We start from the raw sequence: 13850 nt of genomic DNA, 5'->3' as shown, positions 1-13850 counted from the left end.
CGAGGAATATTGCCTCAGGTCGAATCTGTCCGGCATTCTGCTCACAGGCCCAACGTCGCGGCCCACTCCAACGACACGGAGGCAACACCATGGAGAACATCAACACCTGGACCCAGCCCATCCCCGCCCCCACCCTCCTCACCCCTCTCACCCCCCTCCCCACCGGCACGCAACCCCTCTACGGCCGCGAGGAGTTCGCCACCTTCCTCCACGCGATGGTCACCGACACCGCGCCCCGTCTCTTCGCCGTCGTCCAGGAGTACGGCGTCCGCGTCGACGGCCGGGTCGCCGCCTGGGGCATGGCGTTCGAGGATCACGCCGAGGTGATCAGCGTCGAGGGGCACCACCGGATGCGTACCGTCTCGCCGGACCGGGCGCTGCGGGCGTACCGGGGCGGAGCGGGGGTCGTACCGCGGCTGGTGTGGCCGTAGCGGAGCCGCGCGTCCACGTCCTTCGTGTAGCCGCCGCTCTGGATCTGCGCGGGTGCGGGGGGGCCGGCCCGCCAGGTCGGCCCCAGCAGGAGAGACCGAGCCGTCGACCGGCAGACAGACACCACCGGATCGTTGGCGATCACGGCTTCCGCCGCGCTCGCGGCCCGCGCCCTCGGCGACCAGTGGTGCGGTACGGGCCCGCGTACGGTTGCCAGACGGTCGGTGCGCTGGACCTCGAACAGCACGGGGGCGGGACGGATGAAGGCGTCGCGGCCCGCGTAGCCCAACGCGTCCTGACGATGGCCGCCGCGACCCGGCACCACCACAAGCCCCATCAGCCCCTCCGTGACGTACGGTGCTTCGAAACCGACGGAACAGTGTCGAACAGTGTCCGCTGCCGGGCGCGCGACAGGCGCGACAGTATCGGGTGAAGATCGGAGCCACGGTTGAAAGCCGCCCGCTTCAGCGAGTTCGGGGGCCCTGAGGTCCTCCGGATCGTGGAACTTCCCGACCCGCATCCGGGTCCCGGCCAGGTCCGGATCGCGGTGCGCGCGGCCGGCCTCAACGCGAGTGACTGGAAGAAGCGCAGGGGCCTGATGGATGAGGAGCTCCCGCAGACCCTGGGTTACGAGGCGGCGGGCGTCGTCGACGAGGTGGGCGAGGGCGCCTCGGATGTGGCCGTCGGTGATCGCGTGTTCGGCTTCTGCCTTGATGGAGCGGCACAGGCCGAGCTGGCGGTGCTGTCCTTCTACGCACCGATCCCACCGTCGCTCGACTTCGCCGGTGCTGCCGCGCTGCCGGCCGCCGTTGAGACGGCCATGCGCGCGATCGACCAGCTCGGTGTCGCAAGCGGCAGCACGGTGCTCATCAACGGCGCCTCCGGAAGCGTCGGCAGCGCCGCGGTTCAGTTCGCGGTGGCACGCGGCGCGCGCGTGATCGGCACCGCCGGTCCGGCAAACCTCGACTACCTGCGTGCGCTGGGGGCCGAGCCCGTCGCGTACGGCGAAGGCATGGTCGAGCGGGTTCGCGCGCTCGCGCCCGACGGCGTCGACCTGGCGCTCGATGTCGCCGGGAGCGGCGTGCTGCCCCAGCTCATCGGGCTCACCGACGGACCGGAGCACGTCCTGACGGTCGCCGACGTCAGCGGCGCGCAGGAGCACGGGGTGAGATTCAGCCGCGGGGACGACGGACGCGCGATCCATGCGCTCACCGGGATCGGCGAGTTGATCGAGGCCGGGCACTTCGCGCTCCCCGACGTGCGGACCTTCCCGCTCGCCGAGATCGCGGAGGCACACCGCGTCGGCGAGGACGGTCACGTGCGAGGGAAACTCGTACTGCTGGTCGGCTGATACGGCGGCGATTTACCGCGCCACCCCCGCATTTCCGGGTGTGCCATCGGATGCGGGACGACTCGTCCGGCGCGCGACGCGGTAGCGGAGGTAGACGATTCCCGAACCGAAGGCGTGGGTCTCGACGAGTTCGAGATCCACCCGGCGCTCGCGCCGGGAAAAGAACGGGATGCCGCCGCCGACCAGCACCGGGTAGACCCTGACCCGGTACTCGTCGATCAGACCCAGCGCGGCGGCCTCGGCGGCGAGAGTCGCGCCGCCGATCGCGATGTCGCCCTCCCCCGGCTCGGCCCGCAACCGCTCGATCTCCTCCGCCAAGCCGCCGGAGACCAGGCGGGCATTGCCCCGCACCGCCGACAGCGTGGTGGAGAACACCACTTTGGGGAGCGGCTTCCAGATCGCGGCCCACTCACGCATCGGGGCGTCGAGCGAGGGGTCCTGGTCGGCGGTCTCCCAGTACAGCATCGTCTCGTACAACCGTCGTCCCAGCAGATGGACGCCGATCTCCCGGATCTCGTCGGTGACGAAGCGAAAGACCTCCCCGTCGGGCCCCGTCCAGTCGAAGCCGCCGTCCGGACCGACGATGTAGCCGTCAAGGGAGACGCCCATCGAATAGGTCACGCTACGCATCAGAAGTCCTCCTCGGTAACGGGGTTCGGCCGACGACCGCCGGACGCCGCAGGACTCATCGCGGCTCGCGGGGCTCCTGGGCCGAGTCACCTCACGAGATCACCTCGCGGAAGAAACCGCGCCGGCACCTCTCGTGGCAAACGGCTGACGTTCATCCACGGAGACGGTCCGCCCCCGGAAACGTGACCGTGCCCGCCCCCGACGGCCCGATCCCCGTACCCGTGCCGACGCGGCCGAGGCGATCGAGGACCGGCTCGGCGTCCTCACACCGGTCGACCCGCGCAGGGGGGTCCGGGCCGATTGAGCCGGCGCGACACCTCACCGCGCGACAGGACCGGCGGCGGGCGTTACGTTTTCCCCCGCGCGGTCGCCCCGGCCCACCACAACATCCCGGCCCCCACCACCAGCGGCCACAGCAGGCCCAGCGGGTCCGGAGCCGCGCCCCGGGCCGGGCCGTCCACCAGGGCCAGGCAGACCAGCGCCACCAGTGGCCCACGTACCTGCCACAGCAGGGCGCCGAGCGGGCCGGTGTCGCCCAGCGGGGTCATAGAGCCGATGAGCAACTCCGCCGGTACGGTGCCCCGGTACGCATTCACCAGCGCGGCTCCGACCAGCGCGGGCACCAGGGCCGGGAGCAGCAGCAGGCCGTCGGACCAGCGTCCGGCGCAGAAGGCCACCGCCCCGCCGCAGCCGAACAGCACCGTGAGCGACACGGCAGGCACCAGGGCGTGTCTGCGCGCCAACTGTCCCGGGGTCCAGGGAAGTTGTGCGGCCCTCCGGGGGTCGTCGGTCTCCACCCGGGCGGACTCGGCCAGTTGCGCGGCGGCCAGATAGGCGGCGGGCAGCGCCATCAGGGTGACCGCGACGGGCGCCCCGTCCGGGGACGGGGACAGGGCCAGCAGCGCCACGGCCACCGCCGCCCAGACCAGCGCCCACACCAGCCGCCCGGGGGCCCGGAGCAGCGCGGTCGCGTCCCGCCACGGTACGACCAGCCCCGGCCTGCGGGGGAACGGCAGCCGGGGAACGCCCCGGGACGTACGGCTGCGGGTGGCCCGGACCGCCGCGCGCGCCTGCCTCGGGTCCAGCGCGTAGAGCGACGCCCGGATCCGCAGGGCCGTACCGGCCTGTGCCCGCAGCACCCGCGCCGGGACATCCGGGACGGCACGGACTCCGTACCGTACGGCGACCGCCGTCCCCAGCACCGCCGCGACCGCCCCCGCCGCCCCCAGGACCAGCACGATGGCCTGCGGGTACCACGGGCCGTACACCAGCGAGACGCCCGCCGCCGACCACAGCACGGCAACGGCCGCCCGTGCCGCCCGTGCCGCCCGCAGGATCCAGGGCCGCCGGGCGAGCACCGTGTCGCCGTACCGCTGGACCAGGACCGCCAGGCTCGTACCGGCGAGCGCGGACACCGCGCCGGCCGCCGCCCCGGCACCGGTCAGGGGCCACCCGCCGCCCGCGCTCAGGGTGTACAGCAGGAAGCCGAGGACCGCGCCCACCGCCGCCCCGATCGCCGAGGCGACCACGGCCGACGCGGTGAACCGGGGCAGCAGCAGCGCCCGCCGCAGAATCGGCTGGGCCGCCGGCCAGGTCAGGGCCGCCCGGTCCAGCGACACCGGCCCCTGCCATCGGCCGCGCAGGGCCGGCAGCAGTACGGCACTGGCCAGCACGGCGGGGACCAGGACAGGCAGTGCGGACAGCAGGCGCTCGGCCACCGGGCCGTCGAACCGGCCGTCGACCCCGGCCCGTGCCGCCGCCAGCAGCAGCGGAACACCCCAGATAGCGAAGAGCAGAGCCGTGCAGTACAGCGTGTAGGCGAGGCTCCGACGCTGCTTGTCGCGCCCGGGAGCCTGTACGACACGGAGCCAGGCCAGCACCGAGGCGGTGCGGTCGGCGAGCGTGTCCCGGTCCGTGACCGCCACCGGTCGGCGGACCCGCCGGTCACCCACCGGCGATGGCCGTTCGGCCCTCGTCGGAGACGGCGAACACCGTGTCGGCCACGGCATCCGCCAACGTCCTGTCGTGGGTGGCGAGCAGCACGGCGACACCGTCCGCCTTCACGGCGTTCAGCCGCTCGGCGAGCCGCTTCCGGCCGTCCTTGTCGATCCGCTGCTCCGGTTCGTCCAGGATGAGCAGTTCGCAGGGGCGGATGAACGCCTGTGCCAGTGACAGGAGTTGGGCCTGTCCGGAGGAGAGCTGATGCGGACGCGCCTCGGCCCGCCCGTCGAGGCGGTGTTCGGCCAGCACCTCGTCGACGGCTGCGGCCGCCGATCCGCCGAGGCCGTGCGCGAGCGCGACCAGCATCAGATGTTCCCGGACGCCGAGGTCCGGATAGCCCACCCCACTGTCCAGTACGGCGGCGATCGCCGCCCGCATGGCCGGGTCGTCCTCGGACACGGTCCTGTCCCGGAAGGTGACCGTTCCGGTCCATGGGGTCTCCCGCCCGGCGGCGAGCCGCAGCAGCGTGGACTTCCCCGAGCCGTTCTCCCCGGTCAACACGGCGCACTCGCCCGCCCCGACGGCGAGGGTGACTCCGTCCAGGACGACCCGGTCCCCCTACCCGTGCCGAATATCCGTCAATCGCAGTAAGGCCCCCATGGCCGACATCCTAGGCGTCAGCCGAGGAGGGCAGCCAAAAGCCCCACCACCCGGTCACGGGTCGTGGGGCCGATGGAAGTCCGGGATCGCGGGATCAGACGTTGAAGCCCAGCGCGCGCAGCTGCTCGCGGCCGTCGTCGGTGATCTTGTCGGGGCCCCACGGGGGCATCCAGACCCAGTTGATCTTGAGTTCGCTGACGAGGCCGTCCGTCGCCGACCTGGCCTGGTCCTCGATCACATCGGTCAGCGGACAGGCCGCCGACGTCAGGGTCATGTCCAGGGTGGCGATATTGGCGTCGTCGATGTGGATGCCGTAGATCAGCCCGAGGTTGACCACGTCGATGCCCAGCTCGGGGTCGACGACGTCGTACAGCGCCTCGCGGACCTCCTCCTCGGAGGCCGGCTTCATCGTCACGGTGTCGTTCTCGCTCATGCCGTCTCCTTCAGAGTGTCGTCGCCCAGGGCCTGGGCCGTGGCGTCCTTCCAGGCCATCCAGGACAGCAGGGCGCACTTGACGCGGGCGGGGTACTTCGAGACGCCGGCGAACGCGATCGCGTCCTCCAGCACCTCCTCCATCGCGTCGTCCGGCTCCAGCCGGCCCCTGGACTGCATCAGCTCCAGGAAGGTGCCCTGGATCTTCCGCGCCTCGGCCAGCTCCTTGCCGACCAGGAGGTCGTTCAGCACGGAGGCGCTGGCCTGACTGATCGAGCAGCCCTGGCCCTCGTACGAGATGTCCGCGAGCCGCGAGCCCTCGTACCGCACCCGAAGGGTGATCTCGTCACCGCAGGTGGGGTTGACATGGTGCACCTCGGCGTCGCCGTCCCGCAGACCGCGCCCGTGGGGGTGCTTGTAGTGGTCCAGGATGACGTCCTGGTACATGGAATCCAACTTCACGCTCGTCAGCCCCTCAGCCTCATCCGAAGAAGTTACGGACGTGCTCCAGCCCCTCGACCAGAGCGTCGACCTCGGCCGGAGTGGAGTACAGATAGAACGACGCCCGCGTGGTCGCGGGAATTCCGTACCGCAGGCAGACCGGCCGCGCGCAGTGGTGGCCGACCCGGACGGCGATGCCCTGCTCGTCGAGGACCTGGCCCACGTCGTGCGGGTGGATGTCGCCGAGCGTGAAGGAGATCGCGGCGCCCCGGTCCTCGGCCGTGGCCGGACCGATGATCCGCAGGTCGGGGACTTCGAGCAGCCGCTTGACCGCGTACTCGGTGATCGCGTGCTCATGCGCGGCGATCTTGTCCATGCCGATCGCGGTGAGGTAGTCCACGGCCGCGCCGAGGCCGACCGCCTGGGCGATCGGGGGCGTACCTGCCTCGAACTTGTGCGGCGCGGGCGCGTACGTCGACGAGTGCATCGACACGGTCTCGATCATCTCGCCACCGCCCAGGAACGGCGGCAGGTCCTCCAGCAGCTCCTGACGGCCCCAGAGGACGCCGATGCCGGTGGGACCGCACATCTTGTGGCCGGTGAAGGCCACGAAGTCGGCCTGGAGCGCCTGCACGTCGACCACCATGTGCGGGGCCGCCTGCGAGGCGTCGATCAGGACGAGCGCGCCGACCTCCTGGGCGCGGCGGACGATCGCCTCGACCGGGTTGACCGTGCCCAGGATGTTGGAGACCAGGACGAAGGAGACGATCTTCGTCTTCGCGGTGATGATCTCGTTGATGTGGGACAGGTCGAGGCGGCCGTCGTCGGTGAGGCCGAACCACTTCAGTTTCGCGCCGGTGCGCTGCGAGAGCAGCTGCCACGGCACGATGTTGGAGTGGTGCTCCATCTCCGTGATGACGATCTCGGTCTCGTGGTCGACCCGGTAGGGCTCGTCGGCCCAGCCGAGCATGTTGGCCACGAGGTTGAGCGACTCGGAGGCGTTCTTGGTGAATATCACCTCGTCGCGGCTGGGTGCGTTGATGAAGGCGGCGACCTTGTCCCGGGCGCCCTCGTACAGCGCCGTGGCCTCCTCGGCGAGTACGTGCACGCCACGGTGGACGTTGGCGTTGTGCCGCTCGTAGTACTCGTTGAGGGAGTCGAGCACCTGGCGCGGCTTCTGCGAGGTCGCCGCGTTGTCCAGGTAAACGATCTTCTTCCCGTCGTGGACCGTACGGTCCAGCAAGGGGAAGTCCTTGCGGATCGTCTCAGTGTCGAGAAGGCCCGGCAGCTGTGTCACGCGGTTACGCCACCCTTCACGTACGACTCGTAGCCCTCGTTCTCCAGCTTGTCGGCCAGCTCGGCGCCGCCGGACTCGGCGATGCGGCCCTGGGCGAAGACATGCACGAAGTCGGGCTTGATGTAGCGGAGGATCCGCGTGTAGTGCGTGATCAGCAGGGTGCCGACCTCGCCGCTCTCGCGGACGCGGTTGACGCCCTCGGAGACGACCCGCAGCGCGTCCACGTCGAGGCCGGAGTCGGTCTCGTCGAGGATCGCGATCTTCGGCTTGAGCAGTTCGAGCTGGAGGATCTCGTGGCGCTTCTTCTCGCCGCCGGAGAAGCCCTCGTTGACGTTGCGCTCGGCGAAGGCGGGGTCCATGGAGAGGCGCTCCATGGTCTCCCGGACCTCCTTCACCCAGGTACGCAGCTTGGGGGCCTCGCCGCGGACGGCGGTGGCGGAGGTGCGCAGGAAGTTGGAGACGGAGACGCCGGGGATCTCGACGGGGTACTGCATCGCGAGGAAGAGGCCGGCGCGGGCACGCTCGTCGACGGTCATCTCCAGGACGTCCTCGCCGTCCAGCGTCACGGTGCCACCGGTGATCGTGTACTTCGGGTGGCCCGCGAGGGAGTACGCGAGGGTCGACTTGCCGGAGCCGTTGGGGCCCATGATGGCGTGCGTCTCGCCCTGCTTGACGGTCAGGTCGACGCCCTTGAGGATTTCCTTCGTGGCGTTGTCCGCCTCGACGGTGACATGCAGGTCGTGGATTTCAAGCGTTGCCATGGGTGACTCAGGACTCCTGGGTGACGGAGACGAGCACATCGTCCCCTTGGATCTTTACGGGGTATACGGGGACGGGGCGCGTCGCGGGCAGACCGGACGGCTTGCCGGTGCGCAGGTCGAAGCTGGAGCCGTGCAGCCAGCATTCGATCATGCAGTCCTCGACCTCACCCTCGGAGAGCGAGACGTTCGCGTGCGAGCAGATGTCGTTGATCGCGAACACCTCGCCCCCGGTGCGGACGACGGAGACCGGCGTGCCGTCGAGTTCCACCCGCTTGGGGGTGTCCTCCTCCAGCTCGCCGAATCCACAGGCGCGGACGAAGGTCATCAGACTGACGCCTCCAGCTCCGTCTCGATCTTGGCCAGCAGGCGCTCCTCGACGTCGGGCAGTCCGATCTGCTGGACCAGTTCGGCGAAGAAGCCCCGGACGACGAGGCGGCGGGCCTCGGTCTCCGGGATGCCGCGGGCCATCAGGTAGAAGAGCTGCTCGTCGTCGAAGCGGCCGGTCGCGGAGGCGTGTCCGGCCCCGGCGATCTCACCGGTCTCGATCTCCAGGTTCGGTACGGAGTCGACCCGCGCGCCGTCCGTGAGGACCAGGTTGCGGTTCATCTCGTACGTGTCGGTGCCCTCGGCCTGGACGCGGATGACGACGTCACCGATCCAGACGGCGTGGGCGTCGGCGCCCTGGAGCGCGCCCTTGTACAGGGCGTTCGACGTACAGTGCGGCGCGTTGTGGTCGACCAGGAGGCGGTGCTCCTGGTGCTGGCCCTGGTCGGTGAAGTAGAGGCCGAACAGCTCGGCCTCGCCGCCGGGGCCCGCGTACTGGACGCGCGGGTGGAGCCGTACGACATCGCCGCCGAAGGTGACGACGACCGACTTGAACGAGGCGTCGCGGCCGACCAGCGCGTTGTGCTGGGCGACGTGGACGGCCTTGTCGTCCCAGTCCTGGACGGAGACGACGGTGAGCTTGGCGCCGTCGCCGATGAGGTAGTCGACGTTGGCGGCGAGCACCGCGTCGCCGGTGTGGTCGATGACCACGACCGCCTCGGCGAAGGCTCCCAGCTCGATGACCTGGTGGGCGTAAATGGTGCCGCCCTCGCCGTGGACGGTGATCCTGATCGGCTCGGTGAGGACGCTCTCCTTGGGCACCGAGACGACCGAGGCCCTCTCGAAGGAGGAGTACGCCTGGGCGGCGACCCGGTCCACCGGGGTGCCGGCCCGGCCGAGGCGCGCGTCGTCGCGGCCGACGGTCTCGATGGTGACGCCCTCGGGGGCGCTCACCTCGACCGTGAGGCCGTCCACGGCGGCGGCCGTGCCGTCGTGCAGCCCGCGCAGCCGGTCCAGCGGCGTGAACCGCCACTCCTCCTCGCGGCCGTGCGGGACGGGGAAGTCCGCGACGTCGAAGGACGGGTGCGCGCTCATGCGCGTGGCGACGGTCGACTCGGCGGCCACCGCGATCGATCCGGCGGTGGTGGAACCCGCCGGAATATTCTGAGCCTCAGCCATGGCTGTCGTCGTGCTCTCTCTCTGCCTCTGCGTAGAAATCGGGGTCGCGGCCGGTGACGGCAGCGGGTGCGGGCCGTACGGCCCCGTACGTTCGCACGGGACCACGGGCCGACGGCTAGCCGACGGAGCCTTCCATCTGCAGCTCGATCAGCCGGTTCAGCTCCAGCGCGTACTCCATGGGCAGCTCCTTGGCGATCGGCTCGACGAAGCCGCGCACGATCATCGCCATGGCCTCGAACTCGGTCATCCCGCGGCTCATCAGATAGAAGAGCTGGTCCTCGGAGACCTTGGAGACGGTCGCCTCGTGGCCCATCGACACGTCGTCCTCGCGGACGTCGACGTACGGGTAGGTGTCCGAGCGCGAGATGGTGTCGACCAGCAGCGCGTCGCAGAGCACGTTGGACTTGGAGCCCTCGGCGCCCTCGCCGATCTCGATCAGACCTCGGTACGAGGTACGGCCGCCGCCTCGCGCCACCGACTTGGAGACGATGTTCGAGGAGGTGTTGGGGGCCATGTGGACCATCTTGGCGCCGGCGTCCTGGTGCTGGCCCTCGCCCGCGAAGGCGATGGACAGGGTCTCGCCCTTGGCGTGCTCGCCCATCAGGTAGATCGCCGGGTACTTCATGGTGACCTTGGAGCCGATGTTGCCGTCGACCCACTCCATCGTCGCGCCCTCGTAGGCCACGGCGCGCTTGGTCACCAGGTTGTAGACGTTGTTCGACCAGTTCTGGATCGTCGTGTAGCGGCAGCGGCCGCCCTTCTTGACGATGATCTCCACGACGGCGCTGTGCAGCGAGTCCGAGGAGTAGATCGGCGCGGTACAGCCCTCGACGTAGTGGACGTACGCGTCCTCGTCGACGATGATCAGCGTCCGCTCGAACTGGCCCATGTTCTCCGTGTTGATACGGAAGTAGGCCTGGAGCGGGATGTCGACGTGGACGCCCTTGGGCACGTAGATGAACGAGCCGCCCGACCAGACGGACGTGTTCAGCGAGGCGAACTTGTTGTCGCCGACCGGGATCACCGTGCCGAAGTACTCCTGGAACAGCTCCGGGTTCTCCTTGAGCGCGGTGTCGGTGTCCTTGAAGATGACACCCTTCTCCTCCAGGTCCTCACGGATCTGGTGGTAGACCACCTCGGACTCGTACTGCGCGGCGACACCGGCGACCAGGCGCTGCTTCTCCGCCTCGGGGATGCCGAGCTTGTCGTACGTGTTCTTGATGTCCTCCGGCAGCTCCTCCCACGAAGCGGCCTGCTTCTCGGTCGAGCGCACGAAGTACTTGATGTTGTCGAAGTCGATGCCCGACAGGTCCGAGCCCCAGCTCGGCATCGGCTTCTTGTCGAACAGCCGCAGCCCCTTGAGCCGCAGCTTCAGCATCCACTCCGGCTCGTTCTTCTTCGCCGAGATGTCGCGGACGACAGCCTCGGAGAGACCGCGCTTGGCCGCGGCGCCCGCGGCGTCGGAGTCGGCCCAGCCGAATTCGTACGTGCCCAGACCCTCGAGTTCGGGATGGGCAGTCTCCGTGGGGAGCGTCATGCGGGGTTCCTCCCGGCTGTGCTTTCAGATGCGTGATGGGTGGTCTGCGATGGCTGTGCGGTGGCGCGGGGAATGAAGGTCGTGCAGACACCGTCGCCGTGGGCGATGGTGGCCAGCCGCTGCACATGGGTCCCGAGCAGTTCGGAGAAGAATTCCGTCTCCGCCTCGCACAGCTGGGGAAACTGCTCGGCGACGTGCGCGACCGGGCAGTGGTGCTGGCAGAGCTGCTCGCCCTGCTGGTTCGGCGCGCTACGGGCCGTAGCAGCGTACCCGTCGGCGCTCAGCGCCTTGGCGAGCGCCTCCGTACGCCGGTCGGGCTCGGCGGCCTCGACCGCCGCGCGGTACGCGCCGGACCGGTCGAACCGGGCTCGGGCGAAGGCCGCGACGGCCGCCTCGCCCCGCTCCCCGCCGCCGGCCGCACCGGCGATCCAGCGCAGGGCGTCGGCGGCGAGCTGGTCGTAGGACTGGTCGAAGGCGTCCCGGCCGCAGTCCGTCAGGGCGAACGCCTTGGCGGGTCTGCCGCGCCCGCGCGAGCCGTAAACTCGCTGGTCGCGCGCTTCCACCACGGAATCGGCGGTCAGGGCGTCGAGATGCCTGCGGACCGCCGCCTGGGTGAGCCCGAGGCGTCCCGCCAGATCGGAGACGGTGGACGGGCCGTGGTCCAGGATGGAGCGCGCGACCCGGTTGCGAGTGGAGTGCTCGCCGGTCGCGAGTTCCTCATGGGGAGCCTCGCCAACGTATTTCACAACGCCATTGTTGCGTAATTCCTCCGCCAGTGACAACAGCCCCCGGCCCGGGCGGCGGTGCCCTTCGTCACTAAGGGTTACCTAAGAAATCTGTCGACCCCGTGCGTTCCGCACATTATTCCCCGCCCGCGTACCGCCCGCTCACCGTACGGAACCGCCCCGAGGAGCACGTTGGCATGAAGGCGCCCCTTTCTCACCTTTCTCACCCCACCAGCCGGGGACCGCCCGCGGCCTGCCTAGACTCGCCGCATGCACAGCAGCTTCCCGGGTGGCTCCCTGCCCGACAGCGGCCCCGCCGCGAGCACACCCCCCGGAGAGCCTCTGGTAGAGGTCCGCGGCCTGGTCAAGCGGTACGGCGCCAAGACCGCCGTCGACGGCCTCGACCTGGTGGTCCGCGCCGGTACGGTCACGGCGGTCCTGGGACCCAACGGCGCGGGCAAGACCACCACCGTCGAGACCTGCGAGGGCTACCGCAGGCCGGACGCCGGGACCGTGCGCGTCCTCGGTCTCGACCCCGTCGCGGACGCCGCCCGGCTGCGCCCGCGCATCGGCGTGATGCTCCAGTCCGGCGGCGTGTACTCCGGCGCGCGCGCCGACGAGATGCTCCGGCACATGGCCCGGCTGCACGCGCGCCCCCTCGACGTGGACGCGCTGATCGAGCGGCTCGGCCTCGAAAGCTGCGGCCGTACGACCTACCGCCGGCTCTCCGGCGGCCAGCAGCAGCGGCTCGCGCTGGCCCTGGCCGTGGTCGGCCGCCCCGAGCTGGTCTTCCTCGACGAGCCGACCGCCGGGCTCGACCCGCAGGCCCGCCGCTCCACCTGGGAGCTGGTCCGCGAGCTGCGGGCCGACGGCGTCGGCGTGGTGCTGACCACGCACTTCATGGACGAGGCCGAGGAGCTGGCCGACGATGTCGTGATCATCGACGCGGGCCGGGTCATCGCCCAGGGCAGCCCCGAGGCGCTCTGCCGGGGCGGCGCCGAGAACACCCTGCGCTTCACCGGCCGGGCCGGACTCGACCTCGGCTCCCTGCTCAAGGCGCTGCCGGACGGCACCGGCGCCGCCGAGCCGACCCCGGGCACCTACCGCATCAGCGGCGGGATCGATCCGCAGCTGCTGGCCACCGTCGCCTCCTGGTGCGCCCAGCACGGCGTGATGGCGGACGGGATCGCCGTGGAGCGGCGCACCCTGGAGGACGTCTTCCTCGAACTGACCGGCAAGGAGCTGCGTTCATGAGCACAGGCACCGACACGGGCGCCGGTACGTACGCCCCGGCGCCCGGGGCCGCCCCGCTGCTCCGCATGATCGCGGCCCAGACCGCGTTCGAGACGAAGCTGCTGCTGCGCAACGGCGAACAGCTGCTGCTGACCGTGATCATCCCGTCGCTGCTGCTGCTGCTCTTCTCGACGGTGGACATCGTCGACACCGGCGAGGGCAGCGCCGTCGATTTCCTCGCCCCCGGCGTCCTGGCGCTGGCCGTGATGTCGACCGCGTTCACCGGCCAGGCCATCGCCACCGGCTTCGAGCGGCGGTACGGGGTGCTGAAGCGGCTCGCGGTCTCCCCGCTGCCGCGCTGGGCGCTGATGACGGCGAAGTCCTTCTCCGTACTGGTCACCGAGGTGCTCCAGATCCTGCTGCTGACGACGATCGCGCTCGCGCTGGGCTGGTCTCCGCGCGGCAACCCGGTGGCCGTCCTGCTGCTCCTGGTCCTCGGCACCGCCGCCTTCTCCGGGCTCGGGCTGCTGATGGCGGGCACGCTCAGGGCGGAGGCCACCCTGGCCGCCGCGAACCTGGTCTTCCTGCTGCTGCTGATGGGCGGCGGGGTGATCGTGCCGCTGGAGAAGTTCCCGGACGCGGCGGCCTCGGCGCTCGGGCTGCTGCCGATCTCGGCGCTCTCCCACGGGCTGCGGGAGGTTCTCCAGCACGGCGCCACGCTGCCCTGGGGCGACCTCGGGATCCTCGCCGTCTGGGCGGTGCTGGGCCTCGGCGCGGCGGGCCGGCTCTTCCGCTGGGAGTAGCCGGGCGGGCAGCCGCCCGGCGGCCTTCCGGAGGCCCTGGAACCGGCTTCGACCTGCCGAAACGTGGCATACGTACCCCTCGTGAAAACCTGCACAAGCGCCGCCCT

Annotated in this window: 16 protein-coding genes; 5 read left to right on the top strand and 11 right to left on the bottom strand. The window is 70.6% G+C overall.

The window, feature by feature from the left end; translation table 11 throughout:
• Window positions 1-89: 89 nt before the first annotated feature.
• The 3 genes from ACIP8W_RS12260 to ACIP8W_RS12250 all read left to right on the top strand — a co-directional run bounded on the left by ACIP8W_RS12260 (window position 90) and on the right by ACIP8W_RS12250 (window position 1780).
• A complete protein-coding gene (locus ACIP8W_RS12260; protein ID WP_401949010.1) occupies window positions 90-431 on the top strand; it encodes a hypothetical protein in 342 nt (113 codons plus the stop codon).
• 132 nt (window positions 432-563) lie between these two features.
• Window positions 564-713 carry a hypothetical protein gene (locus ACIP8W_RS12255; protein WP_402202854.1) on the top strand — a complete coding sequence of 50 codons (150 nt, stop codon included), beginning with the start codon at window positions 564-566 and terminating at the stop codon, window positions 711-713.
• Window positions 714-877: 164 nt separating this feature from the next.
• Window positions 878-1780, top strand: coding sequence for an NADP-dependent oxidoreductase (locus ACIP8W_RS12250; RefSeq protein ID WP_401949005.1), 903 nt, complete (start codon window positions 878-880; stop codon window positions 1778-1780).
• A gap of 12 nt (window positions 1781-1792) precedes the next feature.
• Here ACIP8W_RS12250 and ACIP8W_RS12245 read toward each other — a convergent pair whose 3' ends face one another.
• The 11 genes from ACIP8W_RS12245 to ACIP8W_RS12195 all read right to left on the bottom strand — a co-directional run bounded on the left by ACIP8W_RS12245 (window position 1793) and on the right by ACIP8W_RS12195 (window position 11728).
• Window positions 1793-2410: a dihydrofolate reductase family protein gene (locus ACIP8W_RS12245; protein WP_401949003.1), complete on the bottom strand. Its 618-nt coding sequence runs from the start codon at window positions 2408-2410 to the stop codon at window positions 1793-1795.
• 347 nt (window positions 2411-2757) lie between these two features.
• Window positions 2758-4335, bottom strand: a complete 1578-nt coding sequence (locus ACIP8W_RS12240) for a DUF6297 family protein (protein WP_402202852.1) — start codon at window positions 4333-4335, stop codon at window positions 2758-2760.
• Window positions 4336-4354: 19 nt separating this feature from the next.
• The gene (locus tag ACIP8W_RS12235) at window positions 4355-4954 is read right to left on the bottom strand and encodes an ATP-binding cassette domain-containing protein (protein WP_402202906.1); all 600 of its coding nucleotides are present in this window, start codon (window positions 4952-4954) and stop codon (window positions 4355-4357) included.
• A 151-nt stretch (window positions 4955-5105) separates the two neighbouring features.
• Window positions 5106-5444 carry a metal-sulfur cluster assembly factor gene (locus ACIP8W_RS12230; protein ID WP_401948991.1) on the bottom strand — a complete coding sequence of 113 codons (339 nt, stop codon included), beginning with the start codon at window positions 5442-5444 and terminating at the stop codon, window positions 5106-5108.
• On the bottom strand, window positions 5441-5905 hold the full coding sequence (gene sufU, locus ACIP8W_RS12225) for a Fe-S cluster assembly sulfur transfer protein SufU (protein ID WP_401948988.1): 465 nt from the start codon (window positions 5903-5905) through the stop codon (window positions 5441-5443). Before sufU ends, ACIP8W_RS12230 begins: the two co-directional genes overlap by 4 nt.
• 19 nt (window positions 5906-5924) lie before the next feature.
• A complete protein-coding gene (locus ACIP8W_RS12220; RefSeq protein WP_401948986.1) occupies window positions 5925-7181 on the bottom strand; it encodes a cysteine desulfurase in 1257 nt (418 codons plus the stop codon).
• Complete coding sequence (sufC, locus tag ACIP8W_RS12215) at window positions 7178-7942, bottom strand: Fe-S cluster assembly ATPase SufC (RefSeq protein WP_401948983.1); 765 nt, start codon at window positions 7940-7942, stop codon at window positions 7178-7180. The genes ACIP8W_RS12220 and sufC overlap by 4 nt, the downstream gene beginning before the upstream one ends.
• A gap of 7 nt (window positions 7943-7949) precedes the next feature.
• Window positions 7950-8267 carry a non-heme iron oxygenase ferredoxin subunit gene (locus tag ACIP8W_RS12210; RefSeq protein WP_401948981.1) on the bottom strand — a complete coding sequence of 106 codons (318 nt, stop codon included), beginning with the start codon at window positions 8265-8267 and terminating at the stop codon, window positions 7950-7952.
• Window positions 8267-9445 (bottom strand): Fe-S cluster assembly protein SufD, encoded by a 1179-nt coding sequence (gene sufD / locus ACIP8W_RS12205; RefSeq protein ID WP_401948978.1) that lies wholly within the window; start codon window positions 9443-9445, stop codon window positions 8267-8269. Before sufD ends, ACIP8W_RS12210 begins: the two co-directional genes overlap by 1 nt.
• 115 nt (window positions 9446-9560) lie before the next feature.
• Entirely contained in the window at window positions 9561-10982 is a 1422-nt protein-coding gene (gene sufB, locus ACIP8W_RS12200; protein WP_401948975.1) for a Fe-S cluster assembly protein SufB, read from the bottom strand.
• Window positions 10979-11728 (bottom strand): helix-turn-helix transcriptional regulator, encoded by a 750-nt coding sequence (locus ACIP8W_RS12195; RefSeq protein WP_401948973.1) that lies wholly within the window; start codon window positions 11726-11728, stop codon window positions 10979-10981. Before ACIP8W_RS12195 ends, sufB begins: the two co-directional genes overlap by 4 nt.
• A gap of 249 nt (window positions 11729-11977) precedes the next feature.
• Between ACIP8W_RS12195 and ACIP8W_RS12190 the strand changes: the two genes are divergently transcribed.
• Together ACIP8W_RS12190 and ACIP8W_RS12185 are read left to right on the top strand one after the other, a co-directional pair.
• Complete coding sequence (locus tag ACIP8W_RS12190; protein WP_401948970.1) at window positions 11978-12961, top strand: ABC transporter ATP-binding protein; 984 nt, start codon at window positions 11978-11980, stop codon at window positions 12959-12961.
• A complete protein-coding gene (locus ACIP8W_RS12185; RefSeq protein ID WP_401948967.1) occupies window positions 12958-13743 on the top strand; it encodes an ABC transporter permease in 786 nt (261 codons plus the stop codon). The genes ACIP8W_RS12190 and ACIP8W_RS12185 overlap by 4 nt, the downstream gene beginning before the upstream one ends.
• The last annotated feature ends 107 nt before the right edge of the window (window positions 13744-13850 follow it).

Origin of the sequence: Streptomyces sp. NPDC088554 (assembly GCF_044752945.1) — a bacterium.
Classification (GTDB): domain Bacteria; phylum Actinomycetota; class Actinomycetes; order Streptomycetales; family Streptomycetaceae; genus Streptomyces.
Note: the sequence above shows the minus strand (reverse complement) of the source record. Positions and strands in the feature narration are given on the sequence as shown.